Source organism: Sphingopyxis sp. GW821-FHT02C12 (genome assembly GCF_059421785.1).
On sequence record NZ_JBWKVQ010000002.1, the window covers coordinates 201,562 to 221,726 of the forward strand.

Sequence of the window (20,165 nt, forward strand, 5' to 3'; positions counted from 1 at the left end):
TGCGTTCGAATGAGAACGTAATAAGAACAATCTCTGCGATGAGATCGGGGAGAATTCATGATGGCTGGTGATTTCGATTTCCAGATCGGCAGCTGGCGCGTGTGGCACCGCCGGCTGAAGATGCGCCTTGCGGACTGCAACGAATGGGAAGAGTTCGACGGGACGTGCGACATGCGCCCGATATTGGGCGGCGACGGCAATATCGAAGACAATGTCCTGCACATCGCCAGCGGATCCTATCGGGCCGTCGCATTGCGATCCTTCGATCCCGTTCAGAAGAGCTGGGCGATCTGGTGGCTCGATGCGCGCAGCCCGCATGCGATCGACGTCCCCGTCATCGGCCGGTTCGAGGATGGGGTCGGGCATTTCTATGCCGACGATAGGCTCGACGGGCGTCCGATCCGGCTGCGTTTCATCTGGAGCCGCACCGACACCGAATCGCCGCGCTGGGAACAGGCGATGTCGGCGGACGATGGCCAGAGCTGGGAAGTGAACTGGACGATGGATTTCATCCGGGCATAGCGGAACGGACCCGGCGTCATTTAGTGGGGCGGTAATCGACGCTCGCGCCGCCGACCATCTGGACCGGCAGGTAAAGCCCGTTGCCATAGGCCTTGATCTCGCCGATCGTGAAGCTGGCGACATTGGTGCGGATTACGAACGCCCCCTCGCGCCGCTGGCCGACGGCGCGGCGGATCTTGCCCTGGAGTTCGTCCAGGTCGCGGGTGAAATTCTGGGTCAGCGCGTCGGCGATCAGCGGCGCGAAGCCTTCGCTGCGACCGAGCAGGATCAGCAAGTCGCCAGCCACCCCGTCGCTGTCGCCGTTTATGACAAGGTCGGTGAAACGGACCTCGGCCGAGCCCGGCTCGTTGCGCGGGATCGCGGTCATCCAGATGCGACCGCGGGTCGGCGCGCCCTTGCGGCTCTGGAGCCGCGCCTCGACATCGACCCCGACCGCGATCCGCCCGCCGGACGCGCCATAGACGGCCGCCTTGCCGAACTTCACGTCCATCGGCCCAAGCTCGGGAAGGACGAAGGGCCGGGTCGACCGTTTTGCGAGCGCACGGTCGATCACCGGCTGCAGCTGCGCATAGTCGGCGATGACGGGGACGCGCACGTCGAGGTGCGGCTTGGGCGCCTGTCGCGCCAGTTTCGGCAGCGGCGTCGGGGCGGGATCGGCCGGGCGGTTCGCGACGAAGGTTTCGGTGATGCCCTCGATCCCGAGGTTGAGGTTGATGCGCTGGCCGTCGAGACGATAGCCGCCATACAGGATGCGCTGCGGTGTGACGCGCATCCACACGGGCGGATTCTGGTGGTTGAGTTCGAGCGTCGTGAAGCTTTGCCGCCAGACATCGGCGGCCTGTTTGCGGATGTCGATCTTCGCGATCTCGCGGTTCACGATGCCTTCGACGTCGCGCACGACGGGTTTCAGCTTGGCGTCGGCCTCGTCGGTGAAGGTGATGCGACGCCCAAGGAAATCGATGCCCGGGGCGCTGGTCCAGCCATAGGTGATCCGCGCCTTGCCGCGGGTGCGCCAGTCGGCGGATAGTTCGATGCGGACGCGGGCGTGCGCCATCGCGGCGCCGGTCGCAGTCTCGCCCTTCAACACGCCGCCGACGTCGCGCGCGCTGATCCGGGCGTGGATCGGGACATCGACGACGATCTCGTCGCCTTCGCCGCGCAGCCGCAGCGGGCCGCGCGTGACCTGGCCGACGATGGTGCAGGGGATGGCAGGGGTGACCTTGACGCGCTTGCCGAACACCTTGACCCGCTGCGGCGCCACGCATGCCTGTTCGCGCCGGTCGATCGTCCACAAGGTACGCGGTACCGCGTGTTCGAGTTCCTGCCGCAACGGTGCGATGCTGGCATTGATCGGGACTGCGATCAGCGACGTCTGCGACGGCGAAGGCGCCTTGTCGGTCGCGCGCGGCGGCGCCTCGGCTCCGCCATCGGCAGGGTTGCAGGCGGTGAGCACTAAGGTTGCGGCCATCAGTGGGGTCAGTCGCTTAGGGCGCGCTTGCGCACTCGCGCGCAGAAAACTCCGCAACTTCATTCTGGAATCGCATTTTTTCCGCGCATCGATTCTCTTTTCGTCACTTTGGTCCTGATCCGGGGACGACCACCCACCCATGCGCCGAATGGATCCCGGATCAAGTCCGGGATGACGAAGAAGCGAGTCGCGTATCTCTGCCAAACCGGCAGAAAACTGCGCAACTTCACACTGGAATTGTCTTGCTGCGCGCCGCATTCCGAAATCGACTTCGGCGGACCTGCCATCGGAAGCGGCAGGGGCCTTAAAGCGACAAAAGATACGGAAACGCGAGCTGAAATTGTCTCCTTTGTCGCTCCAAGCGAAGCCGCACGCGAACTGCGCTGCGGGTGCGTGATAATATGAAAGGGAGACAAGGCCCGGCACGGGCAGAAGCTAACGCGTCGATGTTTTGTAGGACAGCGGTTTTAGCAGTAGCGCTCATGAGAGGCGGTCGGGGTTGTCACTGCATTCCCGCACATTGCGTCAATGATGCGGCGACCCTTTCCAGGTCCGCACGATCGGGGCCAGCGAGTTGCAGTTGACCATCCATCAGGGGTTCGTAGATCTGCGGCTCCATAAGGATCAGGCCGTTGGCACGAATTGCGAGCGGATTCCCCACATTCGCTTCGGTTAGAGCCGAAAGTTTGGCCCCGGCGGCCTTGTTCAATGTGATCAGCAATGCGTCATTGCCGCCAAAATCATCCTCAATCATCGCAACCTTGATCGGACCGACGCCGCATAGCGCCAAATTGCCGATCCAGACCCCCTTGTCGAACATTGCGGAATGCTCCGCAAAGCTTGCTTCGAGTGCATCCAGAGCCTCATCGCTTTCGGTCAATAACGACGGAATATCGCGAGCGTCGCAATCGGTCATCGGTGCCTCGCCGAGATGGTCGGCGGGCCGCAGGGTTTCCCAGCCCCAAATCCCGGACGCCGGTATTCGGACCTTGGTCAGTCGCTGATCGCGAGCATTAAGCTCTTCCGAGTCATTGGCCGCCTCATCGCCAAGGCAAATTGTCACCTTGTCGAGCACTTGGTCGACGTTTTGGAAGGCCCGGGCCAGTTCAGGCGGGAAGTCTGACTTCATTGACGTAGCAGGGTCAGCCAGTGTGACTGCGATTGCCAGCAATTTAGCGATCCCGCCAACGGGCATGCTGCTATCCTTTGATCACCCCGAACAGGTCATGCTCGTCGGCGTCTTCGACCGCGACATCGACGATATCGCCGGCCTTCAGCGTCGCGGCGACATCGCGCAGATACACATGACCGTCGATCTCAGGCGCGTCGGCCTGGCTGCGGCCGGTCGCGCCGATGCTGCCATCTTCGTCGGCTTCGCCGACTTCGTCGATGATGACGGGCAGGGTGCGGCCGATCTTGGCTTCGAGCTTGGCGGCGCTGATCGTGGCGGTTTTTTCCATGATGCGCTGGTAGCGCTCTTCCTTGAGCTCTTCGGGCACCTGATCGTCGAGCGCATTGGCCTGCGCGCCCGCGACGGGTTCGAAGCGGAAGGCGCCGACGCGGTCGAGCTGGGCTTCGTCGAGCCAGTCGAGCAGATATTGGAAATCACCCTCGGTCTCGCCGGGGAAGCCGACGACGAAGCTCGAGCGGATCGCGATGTCGGGGGCGATCGTGCGCCAGCTCTTCAGCCGTTCGAGCACCTTCGCTTCGTTCGCGGGGCGCTTCATGCGCTTCAGGACGCTCGGGCTCGCGTGCTGGAAGGGGATGTCAAGATAGGGGGTGAGCAGCCCCTCGGCCATCAACGGGATGACCGCGTCGACGTGCGGATAGGGATAGACATAGTGGAGGCGGACCCACGGGGCGCGGCCTTCGCTGGTCTTCAATTGGCCGAGTTCGCGGGCGAGGTCGGTCATATGGGCGCGGACTTCGCGGCCCTTCCACTGGCGCGGATCGTGGCGGGTATCGACGCCATAGGCCGAGGTGTCCTGGCTGATCACCAGCAGTTCCTTGGTCCCCGCGGCGACGAGCTTTTCGGCTTCGCGGAGGACGGCGTCGATGCGGCGGCTGACCAGTTTGCCGCGTAGATCGGGGATGATGCAGAAGGAGCAGCTGTGGTTGCAGCCTTCCGAAATCTTCAGATAGCTGTAGTGGCGCGGGGTCAGTTTCAGCCCGCCTTCGGGGACGAGGTCGACGAAGGGACCCTGCGTCGGCGGGGCAGCTTCGTGAACCGCATCGACGACCTGTTCATATTGATGCGCGCCGGTGACCGCGAGGACGTTGGGGAAGCGGGCGCGGATGACGTCGGCCTCGTTGCCCATGCAGCCGGTGACGATGACGCGGCCATTCTCGGCCATCGCCTCGCCGATCGCTTCGAGGCTTTCTTCCTTGGCGGAATCGAGAAAGCCGCAGGTGTTGACGAGCACGACGTCGGCGCCGGCATAGTCGGGCGACAGGCCGTAGCCGTCGGCGCGCAGTTTCGTCAGAATCCGTTCGCTGTCGACGAGCGCTTTCGGACAGCCGAGCGAGACCATGCCGATCTTCGGCTGGGAGGGGAGGGTTTTGGTTGCCATGATTGGCGGCGCGCATAGTCGATTTTGCGTGGCTTGTCACGCGCGGCGCTTGGCGCCATGCCACGGGCTGGAATCGGCGATGCGAGGTGACAGATGGCGATAGGCGTGTTGGCGGCCGTTTCGGCGGCGATGGCAGTGGCGGCGGGCGCGTTCGGCGCGCATGGCGCGGCGGGGCCGCAGGAGGCCGAATGGCTGCGGACCGGCGGTATCTATCAGCTGGTTCACGCGGTTGCCGCGCTGGCGATCATGGGGGTCGCGCGCGGACCGGCGCTGACCTTGCTCGCGGGCGGCGCGATTTTTGGCGTGACGCTCTATGCGATGGCGTTGGGCGCGCCGAAATGGCTGGGCGCGGTGACGCCGATCGGCGGCACGCTGCTGATCATCGGCTGGCTGTGGGCGGGCTGGATTTACTGGCGGGGCTAGGGGCCGGACCCCAGGCAGCCTAGCCGCCCTAGCCGCCGGGAACGCTTGCCTCGCATTCTTCGCAGCGGATGACCTCGACGACCATGTCGCCGGCCTCGAGGCGCTGCGCCTCGGTTTCCCAGAAGCCATAGGGCTTGCCGCCGCGATAGATGCGCAAGCCGCGTCCCGCGCTTGCCAACTGGTCGATGCTGCGGCCGATTTCTTCGGCGCTGACCGGCCGTTCGCGGAGCTGGACGCGCCCGCCGATGCTGGCGAGGTCGGCCATATAGTCGGCGACATGCGCGCCCTGCGCCGATCCGGCGAGCAGCAGGCCGGTGAAACTGACCGGGTTGATGACATTGTTCGCACCGGCCTGGCGTGCGAGCAGTTCATTGTCCTGCGCGCGGATGACGACGCTGATCGGCACCTGCGGCGACAGGTGGCGGACGGTGAGGACCATCAGGATCGACGTGTCGTCGCGTCCGGCGGACACCAGCACCGCCTGCGCGCGCGCGATCTGGACGTCGATCAGCGTGTCGTCGTTCGACGCATCGCCCTGCAGCACGTTGCAGCCCATCGCTTCGGCCTGCTCGATCCGCGTCCCCGACTGGTCGATGACGACGATGCAGCCGGGGTCGGTGCCGCGCGCGATCAGTTCCTTGACCGCTTCGCTGCCGCTGACGCCGAAGCCCAGGACGACGATATGGTTGGTGAGCTTTGCCTGGATGCGGGCCATACGCCATTTTTCCCATGTGCGCTTGAGGACGAAATTATAGGCGGTGCCGACGAAGATGAAGAGCACCATGATGCGGATCGGGGTGACGATGACCGCTTCGATCAGGCGTGAGCGGTCGGAGACGGGGGCGATGTCGCCGAAGCCGGTCGTCGTCACCGATATCATCGTGAAATAGACCACGTCGAGGAAGCTGATATGGCCGTCGTGGCTGTCCTTCAGCCCCGCGCGATCGATCCAGTGGACGAGCACGACGATCCCGATCAGGAAGAAGGCGACGCTGAGCCGCGCGATGACGTCGGCCCAGATCGGCCATTTGCTGGCGCGCTTCAGCGGGCGGAAGATATGCTGCATCTGGAACTTGTCGGAGGATTTTTTGCTCATCGTGCGGGCAGTTGCTTGAGCGGATCGACGGGGATGCGGTTCTTGCGCAGCTGGAAATGGAGCTGCGGGGTCTGGACCTGTCCGGTCGCGCCGGCGAGGCCGATGACGTCGCCCGCCTTGACCGACTGGCCGCGCCGGACGTCGAGTTGCTGGGCATGGCCATAGGCGCTGACCCAGCCGCCGCCATGATCGATCAGGATCAGCCCGCCATAGACCGCGATCTGGTCGCCGGCATAGGAGACGACGCCGTTGGCGACAGCATGGATCGGGGTGCCGGCGGGGGTCGCGATGTTGATGCCCTGGTTGACCTTGCCCGGCGCGAGGGGGCCGAATTTGGCGATGACCTTGCCCGGGACGGGCCAGACGAAGCGGCCGGTGAAGGCGGCGGGGGTGGCGATGGCGGCGGTGACCGGCTTGCGCGGGGCGGCGCTGGCGGCGGCGGGGGCCTTGTTGGCGGCGAGGGCGGGCTGGCTGCCGGTCGCGATATCGTCGATGTCGAGGCTGAACGCCGCGGCGCGGGTCGCGACATCGACCTGTTTGGGGGTGAGCGGGCGGGCATCGGCGGGCAGGCGCAGCCGCTGGCCGACGCGCAATATATAGGGTTCGGCGAGCGCGTTGATCGTGACGATCTCGCCCCAGTCGGCGCCATAGGCGTGCGCGATGCCGATGCCGGTCTCGCCCGCCGCGACGCGGTGATAGAGGCCGGCGGGAATGCGCAGCCGCTGGCCGGGAACGAGCGTGTAGGGCGGCGCGAGGTCGTTCTCCATCGCGATCGCTTCGGAACCGGCGTGGGTCATCTCGCCGATCGCGCGCAGCGTGTCGCCGGGGCGGACGGTGTAGAGACTGGCGGGAACCTCGCGAGCTTTGGCCGCGACGGGTTGGAGAACCCAGGTCGGCTTGCTGTCACCGCCCGCGACATCGTCATAGCCGAGCGGGTTGTTCGCGAGCGAAGGCGACGCGGGCGTGGCGACCACCGGCGGGGCGGGTTGTTGCGGCGGTGCCGACGCGGGGATGCAGGCGGCGAGCGGCGCCGCGAGCAGCGGTATAGCAAATATGCGATGGTGGTCCCCCATGGGACTTCTTTGCCAAAGCCTTGGCGGATTGACCAGCGGTGACGTTGTGTTGGGGGCAGAGAGAGTGGATTGGATGCCGATGGCAGGTTTGGGGTGGGAAGCGGACCTTGCTCGCGCCGATCAATGTAGCTAGCGCTCTTTAGAAATCCCATCCACTAAAAAGCTTACAGCATTGATAAAAAGAGCACCCAATAAAAACAAAGAAATGCCAATCAATGAGTCGGTAACTTTGTTTTCATCTACAAAGCCATTATTAAAAAAATCTTTGAGCATGTCGAAAGATAAGAAAATACACAACATAGATATTATAAAAAATACTAAGTAATTTACATATCGCGTTCTGATTTTCATTTACAATTTCCGAAATCCATTTGGGTGGCAAACGCCTCCGACATTCCAACATATGCGTAAGCCGCAACGTCCGCAAACGGTCGCTTCCCGCCGATCCTTTCTTCCCGCGCTGCGATAGAGAGGAAATTCAGACCGGCGGCGTATCCGACACCGTCATCGCCTGACCGGGGAAGGGCGTGACCAGCTCGCGGGCGTCCTTCCAGTCGGCGGTCAGCCAGCGTTCCTGCGCCTCGGTGGGCAGGATCAGCGGCATCGCGCCGGGATGATGGTGCGCGACCAGCCGGTTGGGGTCGGTTGTCAGCATCGCGAAGGTCGGGATTTCGTCGGCGAAACGGATGATGCCTGCGATGGCGAAGATCGGCTGGCCCGCGACCGCGAACCAGTGCTGGCGCCGCGCGCCGTCCGGCCCCGACCAGAGCGCGAAGCTGGTCGCGGGGATCAGGCAGCGGAATTCGGTGTGGCGCAGCGTGCCGATCCAGAAGGGGCTGTCGAGGTTGCGCACGCTGGTGATCGGGTCGGTGCCGCGCGGTGGCGGCGGTACGCCCCAGAACATCGGCCCGACCCGGCGCTTGCGCCATTTCGCGTCACGGGTGACGATCGGCGCGGGACGTCCGGGGGCGGCATAGCCGCCGGTCCACGGGTCCTTGCCCGCCTCGGCACCGAAACGCGCCGCGATGTCGGCGGCCGGGACGTCGAGGCGGTAGAGGCGGGTCATGGCTCATACGCCAATGCCCATTGGTTCCGTTCGTGTCGAGCGAAGTCGAGACACCCATAGGATCGCACGACTTCGGCGTGTCTCGACTTCACTCGACACGAACGGGATTTGAGGGCGGCTTGCACCCTCAAAGCAATATTAGCTGTAAGCCGCCCGCAGCGCCGCGAGCGACGCATCGTGCGTCAGATCGAGCTGGAGCGGAGTGACCGCGATATAGCCGTCATCGATCGCTTCCAGATCGCTGTCGTGGCCGAGGCTATGCTCGATGCCGTGGAGGCCGAACCAGTAATAGCGATAGCCGCGCGGGTCGGTGCCTTCGACGATCGAGCCGCGGCCATAGTCGTGGAAGCCCTGGCGTGTGACGCGGATGCCCCTGACCGCGTCGGCGGGCAGGGCGGGGAAGTTGATGTTGATCATCGTGCGCGGCGCCATGTCCATGGCCAGCAGCGGGCGCAGCACCTTGGCGCCCCAGGCTTCGGCGGCGCCGAAGGGGACGGTGTCGCCCATGCCCTCTTTGGCGTAAACTTGGCTGAGCGCGATCGAGCGGATGCCCGCGAGCGCGCCTTCGATCGCCGCCGAGACCGTGCCCGAATAGGTGACGTCGTCGCCGAGATTGGCGCCGCGGTTGACCCCGGAGAGGATGAGGTCGGGCTTTTCGGGCATCAGCTTGCCGATCGCCATCATCACCGAATCGGTCGGCGTGCCGGTGCACGACCAGCGGCGTTCGGCGTGCTGGCGGACGCGCACCGGGCGCGAGAGGGTGAGCGAATGGCCGGCGCCGGACTGCTCTTCGGCGGGCGCGCAGACCCAGATATCGTCGCTGAGCTGGCGGGCGATCGCTTCGAGAACCGCGAAACCGGGGGCGTGATAGCCGTCGTCGTTGGTGAGGAGGATGCGCACGGTTCTTCTTTCTGTTCTTTCGTCATGCCGGGCTTGACCCGGCACCCGCCTTTTTCGCCTTCAAGAAGGCGGGCCCCGGGTCAAGCCCGGGGTGACGTTGATTTAGCTTGCCGGTTCCAGCTTCGTGATCCCGCCCATGTAGGGAAGCAGCGCCTCCGGTATTGTGACACTGCCGTCGGCCTGCTGGTAATTTTCGAGCACCGCGACCAGCGTGCGCCCGACCGCTAGGCCCGAGCCGTTGAGCGTGTGGACAAACTCATTGCCCTTCGCGCCCTCGCGGCGGAAACGCGTGTTCATGCGCCGGGCCTGGAAATCGCCGCAGTTCGAACAGCTCGAAATCTCGCGATAGGCGTTCTGGCCGGGCAGCCAGACCTCGAGGTCATAGGTCTTGCGCGCGGCGAAGCCCATGTCGCCGGCGCAGAGCAGCATCTTGCGATAGGGCAGGCCGAGCCCTTCTAGGATCAGTTCGGCGGCGCGGGTCTTGCGTTCGAGTTCGGCGTCGCTGTCCTCGGGACGGACGATCGAGACCAGCTCGACCTTCCAGAATTGGTGCTGGCGGATATAGCCGCGTGTGTCGCGGCCCGCCGAGCCGGCCTCGGAGCGGAAGCAGGGGGTCAGCGCGGTCATGCGGATCGGGAGCTGCTCTTCGGGCAGAATCTCTTCGCGTACCGCGTTGGTTAGGCTCATTTCCGACGTCGAGATCAGCCAGCGGCCGTCGGTGGTCTGAAACAGATCCTCGCGGAATTTGGGAAGCTGGGTCGTGCCGAACGCCGCCTCGTCGCGGACCATCAGCGGGGTCGCGCATTCGGTGTAACCCTGCTCGATCGTCTGGCGGTCGATCATATATTGGCCGAGCGCGCGTTCGAGGCGTGCCATCTGACCGCGGAGGAAGGCGAAGCGGGCGCCCGACATCTTGGCCGCCGTCTCGAAATCGAGTCCGAGCGCGGGCGCGAAATCGGCGTGTTCCTGTGGCACGAAGTCGAAGCTGCGCGGGGTGCCCCAGCGCGAGATTTCGACATTGCCGTCCTCGTCTTCGCCCTCGGGCACGTCGGCGGCGGGCAAGTTGGGGAGCGCGGCGAGCCTGTCCTGCAGCGCCGCGAGTTGATCGCGCTCGGCGGTTTCCTGCGCCGGGAGCGCGGTCTTGAGGCCGGCGACCTCGGCCTTCAGAACCTCGGCTCGGTCCTTGTCGCCCTGCGCCATCGCCTGGCCGATCAGCTTCGACGCTTCGTTGCGCCGTGCGAGCGCGCCTTGCATGTCGGTCTGCAGCGCGCGCAGCGATGCGTCCATCGCCAGGATTTCGGCGGACAGGGGTTCGAGACCACGGCGGGCGAGGCCGGCGTCGAACGCTTGCGGGTTGTCCCGGATCAGGCGGATATCGTGCATGGCCGCGCTATGACGGCGCGGCGCTAGTGGTGCAAGTCCGGTTTAGCGGTCGATAAGCGCCGCAAGCTGGCCGATCGCGGTACCCCAGCCCTCCTGAAAGCCCATCTCGTCATGCTTGGCGCTGTCCTCGGGGTTCTTGTGGAGGACGCGCGCCGCGTAGAGCGTGCCGCCGTCCTGCGCCTCGAAGGTCAGGATCGCGGTGATCGCGAGCCATGGTTCGGCGGGTTGCCATCCTTCGGTGAGGACGGTGGTGAAGACGAGCCTTTTCTCGGGCACCGCCTCCAGGAAGCAGCCGTCGACGTGCGGCTGAAACGCGCCGTCGCCCTCGCGCATCCGGGTAACGAAACCGCCGCCGGGGCGCAGGTCGAGCGTGTCGACGCGGCATTCGATCGGTGCGGGAATCCACCATGCAGCGAGCTTGGCGGGGTCGCTCCAGGCGTCCCACACCGCCGACGGCGGTGCCTTGATCAGGCGCGAAATGGTCAGTTCGGTTTCGTTGCTCATGGGTTCTTCTCCTGGGGGATTTGCGATTCGACGAAGGCGGCGAGGCGGTCGGTGCGGCCCTGCCAGATGGCGCGCTGCTGCGAGAGCCAGCTTTCGGCCGCCGCGAGGCGGTCCTCGTTGATGTGGCAGGTCCGCACGCGGCCCTGTTTCTCGGACCGGATCAGTCCCGAGGTTTCGAGCACCGTCAGATGCTTGAGGAAGGCGGGAAGGCCCATCGCGAAGGGTTCGGCCAGCCGCTTCACGGGCGCCGCGCCTTTGAGCAGGCGGCTGATGACCGCGCGGCGAGTCGGATCGGCGAGGGCGTGGAAGACGGTGTCGAGGGGTGTTTGTTGGTTTACCATCTAGTGAACCATATGAAACAGTTTTCCATATGGCAAACTGTTTCTGCGGCGCCAAGAAAAAGGGCCACCCTTGCGGGCGGCCCTTGAAATGGTGGTCCGGATCGGACCTCCAGTGGATGGCTTATGCGGCGTCCTGTTCCTGGCCGTTGCTGTTCGCGGCGCGGCGGCGCGCGACGAGCGCGGCGGCGGCGGCGCCGAAGAGCAGGAGCATCGGCGGGGCCGGAACGGGGGTCGGGGTGCCCGACGAACCGCTGCTGGTACCGCCCGAGCTCGACGACGAGGAGGAACTCGACGACGAACTGCTGCTCGACGAGGAGGATGAGGAACTGCTGCCGGTCGAACCGAAGCTGCTGCTGCCGCCGGTCGCGCCCGACGAGGTGGCCCCCGACGACGTGCTGCTGCTCGAGGACGAAGACGAAGAAGAGCTCGACGAGGACGAGCTGCTGCCGCCCGAACCACCCGAGCTGCCGTGCGACGAACCGCCCCAGCCCGAACTGCCGTGCGACGAGCCGCCTTTCGACGAATTGCCATGCGACGAACCGCCGTGCGAGCTGCCGCCATGCGACGAGCCGCCCTTCGACGAGTTGCCGCCGCCCGACGACGAGGAACTCGACGACGAAGAGGAGGAGGACGAGCTCGACGACGAACTGCTGCTCGACGAGGAGGTCGAGACGTTGCCAGACGACGTGCTGACATTGCCCGACGAGGTCGAGACGCTGCCGGTCGAGGTCGAGACGCTGCCGGTCGAGGTCGAGACGCTGCCGGTCGAAGTCGACACGCTGCCGGTCGAAGTCGACACGCTGCCCGTCGAGGTGCTCACACCGCCGGTCGAGGTTGAGACATCGACATTGCCGGTGGAGGTCGAGACGCTGCCGGTCGAGGTCGAAACGCCCGACGAGGTGCTCGACGAGGTGCTGACGCCGCCGGTCGTCGTCGAGGTGACGACGATGCTGCCGCTGCTGCCGCCGCCGCTCGATCCGCCGAAGAAACCGCCAAAGAAGCCGCCGCCGAAGCCACCGCCAAAGCCGCCGCCGACCACGGTCACACCGCCGCCACCGCCGCCGCCGCCTTCCCAGCCGCCGCGCTGCGGGAAGGGCGCATAGGGGATCGGGGGCAGGGGGATCGTCTGGGTGACGACCTGGGTCTGCGGAGTTACGGTGCGGATAACGCGCTTCGTCGTGACGACGCGGCGCACGCGCTTGACCGGCTTCTTCGCCGCATGGCGCTTGCGCACGACGGGTTTGCCGGCGCAGGGCGAACAGGACTTGGTCGTTTGCGCCCGTGCCGCCGGCACGTCGCTGATCTGCATCGCGCCGGTACCGATGATCGCACCGCCGCAGGTGCAGGCGCAGAGCTTTGCGAGGGCCATTCGGACAGACATAGGTTTCTCTCTCTTTTCCCGTTGCTTGGTGGGAAGGTGCCACACCCCGACACCCGCTTGCACCTGTTCTGGTGCCAAAAGGCCAAAGCTTTGTGAACGCCGCAATTGCGTTAACCGCGTTTGACTGTCCGACAGCGGGAAAAGGAGGGCGGAATCAACTCCCGTTGCACCCACTGTCCCAAAACGGAACGGAAATTTGGACGATTCCCCGGCTGTGGTTAACCCGAGTGCCAAAAACAGGCGTTTGGCGACCGCGATGGCGACCGACGAGAATCGCGTCGGCGGTGACGGCGGTTCAGCCTTGCTTCACCCTGCAAACGCCATCCACCGCTTCGACGCTTGTATCGCATCCAACGGCTGGTTATAGGCGCGCGCACTCCCCCGGTCCGCCATGCCCGGCGGTCCGCGAGACGAAAGGACGCAAGAGCCCGTCATGCCGACACAGACCGCCGACATTGGTGCCGACGCGCTCCGCGAAGCCAAATCCAACCTCGATACGGACTATGTCCCCCGCGACGACGAGCCGTTCATGAACGAACGGCAGCAGGACTATTTCCGCGGCCTTCTGGTCGCCTGGAAAAGGTCGATCCTGTCCGAATCCGAATCGACGCTCGCCCAGCTTCAGGACGGTCCGCTACGCGAACCCGACCTGGCCGACCGCGCGTCGAGCGAAACCGACTGGGCGATCGAACTGCGAACCCGCGACCGCCAGCGCAAGCTGATCTCGAAAATTGATTCGGCGATCCGCCGCCTCGACGAGGGCGAATATGGCTATTGCGCGGTGACCGGCGAGCCGATCTCGCTCGCGCGGCTCCAGGCACGCCCGATCGCGACGATGACGCTCGAGGCGCAGGAACGCCACGAGCGCAACGAGCGGATCTCGCGCGAGGACTGATCGAAGACCGGCAGCGCCTGCCCCAGAGTGGGACGGACCGGCGAAATTTACGTTTCCGCAAGGGCTGCGCCCTAGATTCGCTATCCTGACTTTTAACGCGGGGAACGGGTCGCAATGGAATCGCGCGTGCCGACATCGATAGACGAAGAAGTGGCGGCGCTGTCGCGCAGCGCCGATCGGGACAGCCTGTTCATGCAGGCGAGGGTGGTGATGGCCGGAAAACCCGAACCGATTCTTGTCCGCGTTCGCAATCTGTCGGCGGGCGGCATGCTCGCCGAAAGCCCGATTTCGGTCGTGCAGGGTGCGGTGGTCGAGATCGAACTGCGCAATGTCGGACCGGTGCCCGGGCGGATCGTCTGGACCGGTGAAAAGAAATTCGGGATCGCCTTTGACCGCGCGGTCAATCCGCAGGCGGTGCGCCGTGACGTGGCGCCGCAAAAGGAGGATGTGCCGCCGACGCTGGCCGGCCTTCGTCTGAATAGGGGCCGACCGCCGATCCGTCCGCGCTGACCCGTTCCGCGTTCGGAAGGCGCAGCGGGCGATCAGCGGCCGAACCTGGCGCGATCGTTAGCCGTTCGCGAACAGCTCTTCCTTGATTTTCAGCTTCTGCTTTTTCATCTGCGCCAGCAGGCCCACATCGGGGGCCGGTCGCCGTTCTTCATTCGCAATTTTCGCATCGAGGTCCGCGTGACGGGACTTCAGGGCGGAAAGGTGCGACATGTTCATCGGCCAGTCTCCTTCATTTTTCGACTCGGTTGGCAGGACCGAATAAAACATGGATCACAGAGTTTGTCGCGCCGTTAACGCGGCGATTCGGTCAGCCGGTCCCCGTTGCGGATAGATTGTGATCGTGGCAGGAAGCGGCGCGTGAACCCCGACGAGATCAGCCAGCGCCTCGAACTTCTTCGTATCGAGCATCGTGACCTCGATGCGGCGATCGCCGCGCTCGGCGTGACGGTGGTTCCCGACCAGCTGCAACTGGCTCGACTCAAAAAGAAAAAGCTGCGGCTGCGTGACGAGATCGCGTGGTGCGAGGACCAGTTGATCCCCGACATCATCGCCTGACCCGCGGCGTCATCCGACTCAAAATGGGACGGGCTTTCGAAATATTGGTTAGCGCCGTTGCAGGCATGGCGCCGGCCGTGGCATTTCCCGCCGCATGAACAGGGGCGTTTCAGAATTGGCGACGATCGGCCTGCCCGTGCGGCGAGCGCAGGTCGAAAATCTCTATGTCGAGGCGATGGTGCTGGCCGACGAAGCGCACACCGCTTTCGCCGCCGCGCGTGACCTGGGGGTGGTCGGCGTCGGGGGCACGCGTAACAGCCTGCTTCAGATCGGGCTTGCCTGCGAATCGCTCAAGACGACGACACGGCTGATGCACATCATCGCCTGGCTGCTCCATCGCCGCGCGATGATCGGCGGCGATCCCGGGGCCGGGCCGAACGACAGCGCGGCGCGCATCGGCGAACCCGTCGTCGCCGACTGGGACATCTGCGTCCGGTTCGACGACCCCGTCCGCCGGATCATCGCCGCGAGCGAGCGCCTGTTCGAACGCATTGCGGCGATCGAGGCGGGATGGGACGCGCCCGTCGCCGCGCCGCCGGTGCAGGCGATGCTGGCGCGGCTGGAGGCGCGGCTTTGAGCTTTGGCTGATCGACGGCGGCTTTGGGGTGGGGAGTGGACGTCGCCTCATTTTCCGTCGTCATCCCGGACTTGATCCGGGATCCCGCTTTTTAAGGCATCAGCAGGCTTCAGCCTCAAGCGGGACCCCGGATCAAGTCCGGGGTGACGAAACAAGAAAGGCCGACTCTCGCTTGTTAACAGTCAGCCGGCCAGCCACTCGATCCATGCGCCATGGGCGTGCGCGCGGCCGAGCATCTTCGGTGCGCCATCGCCCGGCCAGTGGCGCACCACCAGTTCGTGATGGTGCACGGTGCGGTTCGCTTCGAGCGCGATCCAGGCGAGCGGGCGGTCCGCGGTGGCGCGGGCGCCGGCGGCCTCCATCGCCGCGGTGACGCGCGCCTGCTGATCGGCGGGGACATATTGCCAGACGATCGAATGCATCAGGACGCGCGTCGTGCCCGCGGCCTGCGGTTTCGCAAGTTCGGCCTCGACAAAATCGGCGGCATTGCTGTGGACGATGTCGGGTTTCTGCGCGGTCGCGGCGGCGATCGCGGCCTCCATGCGCGCGAAGCGGATATGATGCTCGGGCCAGATATAGGCTTTCAGACGCAGCGCCTGCGCCGGGTCGGTGAGGTCGACGGGGGCGACGTCGCAGCCTCTGGTACCCAGGATTTCGATCTTGTGCTGTGGCGGATGGCGCCCACGCCATTCGGGGGTGAACGCCATCGCGCCGGGCAAAGGCCCGACCTGCACGCCCGCGAGATCATAATGATAGCGCGCGAGCATCAGGTTGATCCCGGCGCTCGACCCGATTTCGAGGCACTGGAAATGCGGTGGCAGGCCTTGTTCGGCCAGCCAGAGCATCGCGGCGATGAAGTTCGACGAGCGCCCCGCCTCGTTGGTCTGCGGCGGGCCGTCGAGCCAGGGGAGGAGCGCCGCCTCGTGCCGCTGCACCGTGCCCGCGACGATCGCGGCGTCGTTGATCCCCTCGGCATCGGCATAGATGGGGGCGAGTTCGTGCGCGATCCCCGCAAGGTGCAGCGCATGGAGTCCGCCCGCGGCGCGCAGGGGCAGGGCGTCGGCGAGCGGCGGACCTTGCCATTCGGCGATCCTCCGCGCGAATTCGGTCGCGGGCGTGTCGAGCAGGGTCGCGATCGCGGCGACGATGCGCGCGGTCACCGGCGCGTCGTTGGCCCGGCAATAAAGCACCTGGTTGGCGAAGGCGCCGCGTACCGCGTCGGCGCCGGTGTCGCCGAGTTCCATCGGCTGGGGTCGCTCGCTCATTGCCCTTTCTCCCGGGCCCGCTTATGGGCTGGCGCGCTTATGCCCGAACCCATCATCTTTGCCATCCCGAAAGGGCGGATTCTCGACGAGGCGTTGCCGTTGCTGGCCAAGGTCGGCATCGAACCGGCTGCGGACTTCTTCGATCCGAAGAGCCGCGCGCTGGTGTTCGCGACCAACCAGCCGCATGTCTCGCTGATCCGCGTGCGCGCCTTCGATGTCGCGACTTTCGTCGCGCATGGCGCGGCGCAGCTCGGTATCGTCGGCTCGGACGTGATCGACGAGTTCGATTACAGCGAGCTTTACGCGCCGGTCGACCTGGGCATCGGCCATTGCCGCCTGTCGCTTGCCGGGCCGGCGGACAGCGCGCCGCCGGGACTGGGGTCGAGCCATATCCGCGTCGCGACCAAATATCCCGCGACGACGCGCCGCTGGTTCGCCGCGCAGGGCATCCAGGCCGAATGCATCAAGCTGAACGGTGCGATGGAGATCGCGCCGAAGCTGGGGCTCGCGTCGCACATCGTCGATCTGGTTTCGACCGGACGAACTTTGGTCGAGAACGCGCTCGCCGAGCAGACGATCATCAGCGAGGTGTCGGCGCGGCTGATCGTCAACCGCGCCGCGTTCAAGCTGCGCTCGGCCGAGGTGCCGGCGCTGGTCGAACGGTTCCGTCAGGCGGTGGGCGATGCGGCGGCTTGATGCCTCCGAACCCGGTTTCGCGGCCGCGTTCGACATGCTGGTCAATGATCGGCGCGAAAGCGATTCCGATGTGTCGGCCGACGTCGCGGCGATCATCGCGCGGGTGAAGGCCGAGGGCGACGCCGCGCTCGCCGACTATACCGCCAGGTTCGACCGCTTCGACCTCGACGCGAGCGGCTGGAGCATTTCGAAGGCGGACTGCGCCGCGGCTTACGACGCGCTCGCACCCGAACTGCGCGATGCGTTGAATCTCGCGGCCGACCGCATCCGCGCCTATCATGCTGCGCAGTTGCCCGAGGATCGCGACTATCGCGACGGCATCGGCGCGCGGCTTGGCGCGCGGTGGAATGCGGTCGATGCCGCGGGGGTCTATGTTCCCGGCGGACGCGCTGCCTATCCCTCGTCGGTGCTGATGAACATCATTCCCGCCAAGGTCGCCGGGGTCGGGCGGATCGTGATGATGACCCCTACCCCGGGCGGCGAGGTCAATCCGGTGGTGATGGCCGCGGCGCATATCGGCGGGGTCGACGAAATCTGGCGGATCGGCGGCGCGCAGGCGGTCGCGGCGCTCGCTTATGGCACCGAGCGGATCGCGCCGGTCGATGTGGTCACCGGGCCGGGCAACGCCTGGGTCGCCGAGGCGAAAAGGCAGGTTTACGGGGTCGTCGGCATCGACATGGTCGCGGGGCCGAGCGAGATCGTTGTCGTCGCCGACAATCGCAACGCGCCACATGTCATCGCCGCCGACCTCTTGAGCCAGGCCGAGCATGATCCGACGAGCCAGTCGATCCTGTTCACCGACGATGCCGCGTTCGGCGAGGCGGTGGCGGCGGCGGTGGCCGGGGTGATCCCGGCGCTGGCGACCGCATCGACGATGGCGGCGAGCTGGGGCGACAATGGCGCGGTGATTATCGTGCCGACGCTGACCGATGCGATCCCGCTGTGCGACCGGCTGGCGCCCGAGCATCTCGAGCTCGCGGTCGATGCCGAGGTTGCCGATGCGTTGTTCGCCAAGGTGCGCCACGCGGGGTCGGTGTTCCTGGGGCGGCATACCCCCGAGGCGATCGGCGACTATGTCGCGGGGCCGAACCATGTCCTGCCCACCGGGCGCCGCGCGCGTTTCTCGAGCGGGCTGTCGGTCGGCGATTTCATGAAGCGCACCAGTTTTCTGGCGCTGGACGAATCGGCGCTGCGCGCTATAGGGCCCGCCGCCGTTGCGCTCGCGGGCGCCGAGGGGCTGCCCGCCCACGCGCTCAGCGTCCAGAACAGATTGAATTGAATATCATGAACAAACGCGCCCAATCCCGTTCCGCCGCCCGGCTCGCCGCCGTGCAGGCGCTGTACCAGCATGAGATGGAAGGCACGCCGGTCACCCGGCTGATCCACGAATTCCACCAGCATCGCATCGGCGCGACGATCGAGGATGCCGAATATGCCGACGCCGACCTCGCCTTCTTCGATGATGTGGTGAAGGGCGCGCTCGCGCGGCTGCCCGAGATCGACGCGGCGATCGTCGCGCGGCTGGCCAGCGGCTGGTCGATGGAGCGGCTCGACCGCACGATGAAGGCGATCCTGCGCGCCGGCACCTATGAACTGTTCGCGCGCGGCGATGTGCCGGTCGGGGCGGTGGTCAGCGAATATGTCGATGTCGCGAAGGCGTTTTTCGATGCGCGCGAGGCCGGGTTCGCCAACGGGCTACTCGATGCGATCGGCAAGGATGCGCGCAAGCCTTCCTAAAAATTCCCGTTCGTGCCGAGCGAAGTCGAGACACGTGAAGCCTAGCGCGTCCCAAGCGTGTCTCGACTTCGCTCGACACGAACGGAATTAGGGCACATTGTTTCGGCGAGAGGGTCGTAATGTCCGAAGCCGATTTCATCGCTCGTCTGCAGGCCATCGCGACCGATCCCGCCGCGCGCGGGCTGGTCGATGATGCCGCGGTGCTCGGCGACCTTGTGCTTACCCACGACATGATCGTCGAGGGCATCCACTTCCTGCCCGACGACACGCCGCAGGATGTCGCATGGAAACTCGTCGCGGTGAACCTGTCCGATCTGGCGGCGAAGGGCGCGGCGCCGATCGGGGTGCTGGTCGGCTACAGCCTCGGCGACGATGACTGGAACGGGGCCTTCGTCGACGGGCTCGATGTCGCGCTGCGGCGGTTCGGGATCGTCCTGCTCGGCGGCGACACGGTGCGGGTGCCGGCGGGGACGCCGCGCAGCTTTGGCCTGACCGCGATCGGCCGTGCGCCGGCGGGCGGCGCCCCCTCGCGCGGCGGGGTGAAGCCCGGCGACCAGCTGTGGGTGACCGGGACGATCGGCAATGCGGGGCTCGGCCTCGCGATGCGGCTCGGACAGGTCGAACCGAACGAAACCTGCCTCGCGGCCTATCGCCGCCCGCAGCCGCAGCTGACCTTTGGCCGGGCGGTGGTTCCGCATGTCCATGCGATGATGGATGTTTCCGACGGCCTGCTGATCGACGCGCAGCGGATGGCGGCGGCGAGCGGGTGCGAGCTTGGGATCATGCTCGAATCGATACCCTTGTCGGCGGCGCTGCTCGCGGTGCGGCCCGATATCCTCGACACGCGCCTCGCCGCGGCGACGGCGGGCGACGATTACCAGCTGCTTTTCGCGGCCGATCCGGGCGCAGCGGCGGCGATCCGCGAGATATCGGCGGGGCTGAATGTCGCGGTCACGCCGGTCGGCCACGCCGGGGTCGGCACGGGAATCATGCTGACCCACCGCGCGCAGCGGATCGCGCTGCCCGCGCATCTCGGTTTCATGCACTGAGCGCGAAAGCCCCAGGAAACGGCCGAATAACCGGGCTTGCCCTCGTTTCGCTTTCTTCCCATAACGCGGCGTCCAATTTGGGGCGGTCGCATCAGGGGAGAGAGCGAACCGGCATCAATAAGTCGGACGTTCGACTGCTATCTTCGCGTTCGCC

24 protein-coding genes are annotated in these 20,165 nt (G+C 65.8%); 11 read left to right on the top strand and 13 right to left on the bottom strand.

All coding sequences use genetic code 11. The features are described from left to right. The first annotated feature begins 60 nt into the window (after positions 1-60). Positions 61-522 (top strand): DUF1579 domain-containing protein, encoded by a 462-nt coding sequence (locus tag AC07U1_RS16135; protein ID WP_495197745.1) that lies wholly within the window; start codon positions 61-63, stop codon positions 520-522. A gap of 16 nt (positions 523-538) precedes the next feature. Here the strand turns inward: AC07U1_RS16135 and AC07U1_RS16140 are convergent, their stop codons facing one another. The 3 genes from AC07U1_RS16140 to rimO form a co-directional block, all read right to left on the bottom strand. Continuing rightward, entirely contained in the window at positions 539-1,990 is a 1,452-nt protein-coding gene (locus tag AC07U1_RS16140) for a DUF4403 family protein (RefSeq protein WP_495178315.1), read from the bottom strand. A 502-nt stretch (positions 1,991-2,492) separates the two neighbouring features. Next, positions 2,493-3,185 carry a hypothetical protein gene (locus AC07U1_RS16145; RefSeq protein WP_495178314.1) on the bottom strand — a complete coding sequence of 231 codons (693 nt, stop codon included), beginning with the start codon at positions 3,183-3,185 and terminating at the stop codon, positions 2,493-2,495. A 4-nt stretch (positions 3,186-3,189) separates the two neighbouring features. Next, positions 3,190-4,560 (bottom strand): 30S ribosomal protein S12 methylthiotransferase RimO, encoded by a 1,371-nt coding sequence (gene rimO / locus AC07U1_RS16150; protein ID WP_495178313.1) that lies wholly within the window; start codon positions 4,558-4,560, stop codon positions 3,190-3,192. Between the two features lie 93 nt (positions 4,561-4,653). On the opposite strand from rimO, the gene AC07U1_RS16155 reads away from it, so the two are divergent. Continuing rightward, positions 4,654-4,983: a DUF423 domain-containing protein gene (locus AC07U1_RS16155; RefSeq protein ID WP_056349062.1), complete on the top strand. Its 330-nt coding sequence runs from the start codon at positions 4,654-4,656 to the stop codon at positions 4,981-4,983. Between the two features lie 28 nt (positions 4,984-5,011). Here AC07U1_RS16155 and AC07U1_RS16160 read toward each other — a convergent pair whose 3' ends face one another. The 8 genes from AC07U1_RS16160 to AC07U1_RS16195 form a co-directional block, all read right to left on the bottom strand. After that, positions 5,012-6,079, bottom strand: a complete 1,068-nt coding sequence (locus AC07U1_RS16160) for a potassium channel family protein (RefSeq protein WP_495178312.1) — start codon at positions 6,077-6,079, stop codon at positions 5,012-5,014. Further along, positions 6,076-7,152, bottom strand: coding sequence for a peptidoglycan DD-metalloendopeptidase family protein (locus tag AC07U1_RS16165; protein WP_492740012.1), 1,077 nt, complete (start codon positions 7,150-7,152; stop codon positions 6,076-6,078). The genes AC07U1_RS16160 and AC07U1_RS16165 overlap by 4 nt, the downstream gene beginning before the upstream one ends. Before the next feature lie 129 nt (positions 7,153-7,281). Continuing rightward, entirely contained in the window at positions 7,282-7,425 is a 144-nt protein-coding gene (locus tag AC07U1_RS16170) for a hypothetical protein (RefSeq protein ID WP_495197746.1), read from the bottom strand. 205 nt (positions 7,426-7,630) lie between these two features. Next, a complete protein-coding gene (locus AC07U1_RS16175; protein ID WP_495178311.1) occupies positions 7,631-8,218 on the bottom strand; it encodes an SOS response-associated peptidase family protein in 588 nt (195 codons plus the stop codon). A 138-nt stretch (positions 8,219-8,356) separates the two neighbouring features. Next, positions 8,357-9,118: a 5'/3'-nucleotidase SurE gene (gene surE, locus AC07U1_RS16180; RefSeq protein ID WP_495178310.1), complete on the bottom strand. Its 762-nt coding sequence runs from the start codon at positions 9,116-9,118 to the stop codon at positions 8,357-8,359. Between the two features lie 102 nt (positions 9,119-9,220). Then, entirely contained in the window at positions 9,221-10,501 is a 1,281-nt protein-coding gene (gene serS, locus AC07U1_RS16185) for a serine--tRNA ligase (protein WP_495178309.1), read from the bottom strand. A gap of 42 nt (positions 10,502-10,543) precedes the next feature. Continuing rightward, entirely contained in the window at positions 10,544-11,005 is a 462-nt protein-coding gene (locus tag AC07U1_RS16190; RefSeq protein WP_187142256.1) for an SRPBCC family protein, read from the bottom strand. Further along, complete coding sequence (locus tag AC07U1_RS16195) at positions 11,002-11,346, bottom strand: ArsR/SmtB family transcription factor (RefSeq protein ID WP_495178308.1); 345 nt, start codon at positions 11,344-11,346, stop codon at positions 11,002-11,004. The genes AC07U1_RS16190 and AC07U1_RS16195 overlap by 4 nt, the downstream gene beginning before the upstream one ends. 83 nt (positions 11,347-11,429) lie before the next feature. On the opposite strand from AC07U1_RS16195, the gene AC07U1_RS16200 reads away from it, so the two are divergent. From AC07U1_RS16200 to AC07U1_RS16210, 3 genes are all read left to right on the top strand, one after another. Further along, positions 11,430-12,449, top strand: coding sequence for a hypothetical protein (locus AC07U1_RS16200; protein WP_495178307.1), 1,020 nt, complete (start codon positions 11,430-11,432; stop codon positions 12,447-12,449). A 711-nt stretch (positions 12,450-13,160) separates the two neighbouring features. Further along, complete coding sequence (gene dksA, locus AC07U1_RS16205; protein ID WP_056349089.1) at positions 13,161-13,622, top strand: RNA polymerase-binding protein DksA; 462 nt, start codon at positions 13,161-13,163, stop codon at positions 13,620-13,622. A gap of 126 nt (positions 13,623-13,748) precedes the next feature. Then, positions 13,749-14,132, top strand: a complete 384-nt coding sequence (locus AC07U1_RS16210; protein ID WP_495178306.1) for a PilZ domain-containing protein — start codon at positions 13,749-13,751, stop codon at positions 14,130-14,132. 57 nt (positions 14,133-14,189) lie between these two features. Here AC07U1_RS16210 and AC07U1_RS16215 read toward each other — a convergent pair whose 3' ends face one another. Beyond that, on the bottom strand, positions 14,190-14,348 hold the full coding sequence (locus AC07U1_RS16215; protein WP_082545256.1) for a YdcH family protein: 159 nt from the start codon (positions 14,346-14,348) through the stop codon (positions 14,190-14,192). Between the two features lie 141 nt (positions 14,349-14,489). Here AC07U1_RS16215 and AC07U1_RS16220 point away from each other — a divergent pair, with 141 nt between their 5' ends. After that, complete coding sequence (locus AC07U1_RS16220) at positions 14,490-14,687, top strand: YdcH family protein (RefSeq protein WP_056349099.1); 198 nt, start codon at positions 14,490-14,492, stop codon at positions 14,685-14,687. A 94-nt stretch (positions 14,688-14,781) separates the two neighbouring features. After that, a complete protein-coding gene (locus tag AC07U1_RS16225; protein ID WP_495197747.1) occupies positions 14,782-15,264 on the top strand; it encodes a DUF1465 family protein in 483 nt (160 codons plus the stop codon). A 182-nt stretch (positions 15,265-15,446) separates the two neighbouring features. Here AC07U1_RS16225 and AC07U1_RS16230 read toward each other — a convergent pair whose 3' ends face one another. Further along, the gene (locus AC07U1_RS16230) at positions 15,447-16,529 is read right to left on the bottom strand and encodes a DUF2332 domain-containing protein (RefSeq protein ID WP_495178304.1); all 1,083 of its coding nucleotides are present in this window, start codon (positions 16,527-16,529) and stop codon (positions 15,447-15,449) included. Between the two features lie 39 nt (positions 16,530-16,568). Here AC07U1_RS16230 and hisG point away from each other — a divergent pair, with 39 nt between their 5' ends. The 4 genes from hisG (at position 16,569) to thiL (ending at position 20,011) form a co-directional block, all read left to right on the top strand. Continuing rightward, complete coding sequence (gene hisG / locus AC07U1_RS16235; RefSeq protein WP_056349105.1) at positions 16,569-17,225, top strand: ATP phosphoribosyltransferase; 657 nt, start codon at positions 16,569-16,571, stop codon at positions 17,223-17,225. Further along, positions 17,212-18,504 carry a histidinol dehydrogenase gene (hisD, locus tag AC07U1_RS16240; RefSeq protein WP_495178303.1) on the top strand — a complete coding sequence of 431 codons (1,293 nt, stop codon included), beginning with the start codon at positions 17,212-17,214 and terminating at the stop codon, positions 18,502-18,504. The genes hisG and hisD overlap by 14 nt, the downstream gene beginning before the upstream one ends. A 5-nt stretch (positions 18,505-18,509) precedes the next feature. After that, positions 18,510-18,962: a transcription antitermination factor NusB gene (gene nusB, locus AC07U1_RS16245; RefSeq protein WP_495178302.1), complete on the top strand. Its 453-nt coding sequence runs from the start codon at positions 18,510-18,512 to the stop codon at positions 18,960-18,962. Between the two features lie 119 nt (positions 18,963-19,081). Further along, entirely contained in the window at positions 19,082-20,011 is a 930-nt protein-coding gene (gene thiL, locus AC07U1_RS16250; protein WP_495178301.1) for a thiamine-phosphate kinase, read from the top strand. Positions 20,012-20,165: the final 154 nt, after the last annotated feature.

Bases quoted from the DNA above. Each gene is read 5' to 3' on its own strand.
- AC07U1_RS16225 (WP_495197747.1), top strand. From the start codon at position 14,782: ATGAACAGGGGCGTTTCAGAATTGGCGACGATCGGCCTGCCCGTGCGG.
- AC07U1_RS16160 (WP_495178312.1), bottom strand. From the start codon at position 6,079: ATGAGCAAAAAATCCTCCGACAAGTTCCAGATGCAGCATATCTTCCGC.
- AC07U1_RS16135 (WP_495197745.1), top strand. From the start codon at position 61: ATGGCTGGTGATTTCGATTTCCAGATCGGCAGCTGGCGCGTGTGGCAC.
- thiL (WP_495178301.1), top strand. From the start codon at position 19,082: ATGTCCGAAGCCGATTTCATCGCTCGTCTGCAGGCCATCGCGACCGAT.
- AC07U1_RS16170 (WP_495197746.1), bottom strand. From the start codon at position 7,425: ATGCTCAAAGATTTTTTTAATAATGGCTTTGTAGATGAAAACAAAGTT.
- AC07U1_RS16145 (WP_495178314.1), bottom strand. From the start codon at position 3,185: ATGCCCGTTGGCGGGATCGCTAAATTGCTGGCAATCGCAGTCACACTG.
- rimO (WP_495178313.1), bottom strand. From the start codon at position 4,560: ATGGCAACCAAAACCCTCCCCTCCCAGCCGAAGATCGGCATGGTCTCG.
- AC07U1_RS16155 (WP_056349062.1), top strand. From the start codon at position 4,654: ATGGCGATAGGCGTGTTGGCGGCCGTTTCGGCGGCGATGGCAGTGGCG.
- nusB (WP_495178302.1), top strand. From the start codon at position 18,510: ATGAACAAACGCGCCCAATCCCGTTCCGCCGCCCGGCTCGCCGCCGTG.
- AC07U1_RS16165 (WP_492740012.1), bottom strand. From the start codon at position 7,152: ATGGGGGACCACCATCGCATATTTGCTATACCGCTGCTCGCGGCGCCG.
- AC07U1_RS16230 (WP_495178304.1), bottom strand. From the start codon at position 16,529: ATGAGCGAGCGACCCCAGCCGATGGAACTCGGCGACACCGGCGCCGAC.
- AC07U1_RS16190 (WP_187142256.1), bottom strand. From the start codon at position 11,005: ATGAGCAACGAAACCGAACTGACCATTTCGCGCCTGATCAAGGCACCG.
- AC07U1_RS16195 (WP_495178308.1), bottom strand. From the start codon at position 11,346: ATGGTAAACCAACAAACACCCCTCGACACCGTCTTCCACGCCCTCGCC.
- hisG (WP_056349105.1), top strand. From the start codon at position 16,569: ATGCCCGAACCCATCATCTTTGCCATCCCGAAAGGGCGGATTCTCGAC.
- dksA (WP_056349089.1), top strand. From the start codon at position 13,161: ATGCCGACACAGACCGCCGACATTGGTGCCGACGCGCTCCGCGAAGCC.
- serS (WP_495178309.1), bottom strand. From the start codon at position 10,501: ATGCACGATATCCGCCTGATCCGGGACAACCCGCAAGCGTTCGACGCC.
- hisD (WP_495178303.1), top strand. From the start codon at position 17,212: ATGCGGCGGCTTGATGCCTCCGAACCCGGTTTCGCGGCCGCGTTCGAC.
- AC07U1_RS16175 (WP_495178311.1), bottom strand. From the start codon at position 8,218: ATGACCCGCCTCTACCGCCTCGACGTCCCGGCCGCCGACATCGCGGCG.
- AC07U1_RS16215 (WP_082545256.1), bottom strand. From the start codon at position 14,348: ATGAACATGTCGCACCTTTCCGCCCTGAAGTCCCGTCACGCGGACCTC.
- AC07U1_RS16140 (WP_495178315.1), bottom strand. From the start codon at position 1,990: ATGGCCGCAACCTTAGTGCTCACCGCCTGCAACCCTGCCGATGGCGGA.